We start from the raw sequence: 2958 nt of genomic DNA on the forward strand, positions 1-2958 counted from the left end.
CCGCCGATCTCGTTCGCCTTCATCACCAGGTCGACGGCGCTGTCGAAGCGCTCGCCGTTGATGGCGACCGGTCGGCCCTGTTCGAAGGTGAGCGTCACCTCCTCGGTCGGGACCTCGACGTCCTCGCGCCAGGCGGCGACGCCCATGATCGGTTCGACGATGTCCAGGCCCTGGTCCAGGTGCTCGAGCACCTTCGCCTCGTGGGTGGCGCCCCAGATGTTGGCGTCGGTCGAGTACGCCTTGTCGACCGGGTCGCGGTACGGGAGGTCGCGCGCCAGCAGCCATTCGCTCATCTCGGTGCGGCCGCCGAGTTCCTCGACGAAGTCCGCGTCGAGCCACGGCTTGTAGATCTGCAGGTTCGGGTTCGCCATCAGCCCGTAGCGGTAGAACCGCTCGATGTCGTTGCCCTTGTAGGTGGAGCCGTCGCCCCAGATGTTGACGCCGTCCTCCTTCATGGCCCGCACCAGCAGCATGCCGGTGACGACACGGCCCAGCGGCGTGGTGTTGAAGTAGGCCTTGCCGGCGGTGCGGATGTGGAAGGCGCCGCACTGCAGGGCCGCGATGCCCTCCTCGACCAGCGCCGCACGGCAGTCGACCAGACGCGAGAGCTCAGCGCCGTACTGCAGGGCGCGGCCGGGCACCGAATCGATGTCCGGCTCGTCGTACTGACCGAGGTTGGCGGTGTAGGTGCACGGAACCGCACCCTTCTCCCGCATCCAAGCGACGGCGACGGAGGTGTCCAGTCCGCCGGAGAAGGCGATACCGACACGCTCACCGATGGGCAGCGAACTCAGGACTTTCGACATGCGACCAGGTTAAGGCGTACCCGCCCCGGGGAGCGAATCGCTCCCCAGGGCCCATCCCGCCCCGGGATCTCCCACTTTCGATGGATGGCCAAACGCCTGCAAGTCCCTAGGATCGGCGGTCATGACCGCTTCCACGCCTGCCTCCACCGCCCCGCCACCGTCTCCCGAGCAGCCCGGGCCGCGCCGCTGGTGGGCCCTGGGCGTACTGTCCGTGGGCCTGGCGATGATCGTCATGGACGGCACGATCGTGGCCGTCTCGCTGCCGACCATCATCGACGACCTGCATCTGGACCTGACGGATGCGCAATGGGTCAACTCCCTGTACTCGGTGATCCTGGCTGCGCTGCTGCTCACCTGCGCAGCCCTCGGTGATCGGTTCGGTCGCCGCAAACTTTTCATCGTCGGCATCCTGCTGTTCGTCGGAGGCAGCATCTGGGCGGCGACCGCGTCCGACGCCGGCACGCTGATCAGCGCCCGCGTGCTCCAGGGCTTCGGCGGCGCATGCATCCTGCCGTCGACCCTGTCGACGGTGAGCGACACCTTCCGGGGCAAGGATCGGGCCGCCGCGTTCGGTGTGTGGGGTGCGGTGATCTCCGGCGCCGCGGCCCTCGGGCCACTGCTCGGCGGCTGGCTGACCAGCACGTTCTCGTGGCAGTGGATCTTCGGCGTCAACGTTCCCGTGGGTGCCGTCCTGGTGATCGCGGCGCTGATCGTCGTGCCGGAGACCAAGTCGCCGAGTACCCGGCGCGGCTTCGACGTCGACGGCCTGCTGCTGAGCGTCGTCGGATTCGGCTCACTCGTCTTCGCGGTGATCGAGGCGAACACGCTCGGCTGGTGGAAGCCGATCAGCGATCTTCACCTCTTCGGCTGGACATGGTCGCGCGACATGCCGGTGTCGATCGTGCCGGTGGCCCTGCTGGTGTCCGCCGTGGCACTGACCACGTTCCTCGTCTGGGAGCGGCACCGCGCCCGGGTTCGCCGTTCGGCCCTCCTCGACTTGAATCTCTTCTTCACTCCGACCTTCAGCTGGGGCAACGTCGCCGCGATGATGATCGCCGTCGGAGAGTTCGGCCTCATCTTCGTCCTGCCGCTGTACCTGATCAACGCTGTCGGGCTGGGCACCATGGGCGCCGGATTCGTGCTGGCCGCGATGGCCGCCGGCGCGTTCGTCTCGGGCGCGCTGGCGCGCCACCTCGCAGCGCTCATCGGCGCGGCCGGGACGGTCCTGGTGGGGGTCGCACTGGAAGTGATCGGGGTGCTCACCCTCGCGTTCACCATTCATCCGGGTTCGTCGGGCTGGTCCATCGGCGGCGTCCTGCTGATCTACGGCGTCGGGCTCGGTTTCGCCTCAGCCCAGCTGACCAGAACGGTCCTGCGCGACATCCCGGTCGCCGCCTCGGGGCAGGGCTCGGCGACGCAAAGCACCGTCCGGCAGATCGGCTCCGCCTTCGGCTCGGCGATCATGGGTTCGGTGCTCTCGATCGGCCTGGCGCACTTCCTCGGTCGGCTGACCGGGCCCGCCGTCGAGTTCGCCGACGCCACCCGCAGCTCGGCGGGCGGGGTGATCTCCGGGCTGCGCGAACACGGAGGCGACGCCGGGGTGGTGTTCGCGCTTTCCGACGCCTTCACTCAGGCGACGCGGTGGGCGATGTTCGCCACCTCCGTGTTCCTGGTTCTCGGGCTCCTGGCGGCCGCGGCGGTGTGGGTCGCGGCCCGACGGACCGCGACGCCCGCCGATCAGAAGTCGCCGTCGAGGAACGCCGCGTAGGCCGGGAGGTCGAGCTGGCCGTGGCCGGACAGGCCGATCACGACGACCTCCTCGGTGTCGCTGTTCGCGACGTGCGCCGCGCACGCGGCGATCGCGTGCGTCGACTCCGGCGCCGGAACGATGCCCTGCGTCCGCGCGAACTGCACACCTGCGCTGAATGCGTCGTGCTGATCGATCGCGACGCCCTGGACCAGTCCGAGCTCGACCGTGTGACTGAGCGCGGGCGCCATGCCGTGGTAGCGAAGCCCGCCGGCGTGAATCGGATCCGGGACGAAGTCCATGCCGAGCGTGTGCATCTTGAGCAGCGGGGTGAGACCGGCGACGTCGCCGTGGTCGTACCGGTACTCCCCCTGGGTGATCGACGGACACGCGGCCGGCTCGGCG

Annotated in this window: 2 protein-coding genes and 1 pseudogene; 1 reads left to right on the forward strand and 2 read right to left on the reverse strand. The window is 69.1% G+C overall.

The window, feature by feature from the left end; all coding sequences use genetic code 11:
* A partial coding sequence (argG, locus tag GX543_RS07415; protein WP_290850984.1) for an argininosuccinate synthase occupies positions 1-806 on the reverse strand: 806 nt, incomplete at its 3' end.
* Between the two features lie 121 nt (positions 807-927).
* Between argG and GX543_RS07420 the strand changes: the two genes are divergently transcribed.
* Positions 928-2574 (forward strand): DHA2 family efflux MFS transporter permease subunit, encoded by a 1647-nt coding sequence (locus GX543_RS07420; protein WP_290850985.1) that lies wholly within the window; start codon positions 928-930, stop codon positions 2572-2574.
* On the opposite strand, the pseudogene GX543_RS07425 reads toward GX543_RS07420, so the two are convergent.
* A pseudogene (locus GX543_RS07425) lies at positions 2544-2958 on the reverse strand (TrpB-like pyridoxal-phosphate dependent enzyme); the annotation flags it as partial. The gene GX543_RS07420 and the pseudogene GX543_RS07425 overlap by 31 nt on opposite strands.

Origin of the sequence: Gordonia sp. (in: high G+C Gram-positive bacteria) (assembly GCF_012515855.1) — a bacterium.
Classification (GTDB): Bacteria; Actinomycetota; Actinomycetes; order Mycobacteriales; family Mycobacteriaceae; genus Gordonia.

Excerpts from the sequence above, each read along its gene's own strand:
- GX543_RS07420 (WP_290850985.1), top strand. The coding sequence starts at position 928 with ATGACCGCTTCCACGCCTGCCTCCACCGCCCCGCCACCGTCTCCCGAG.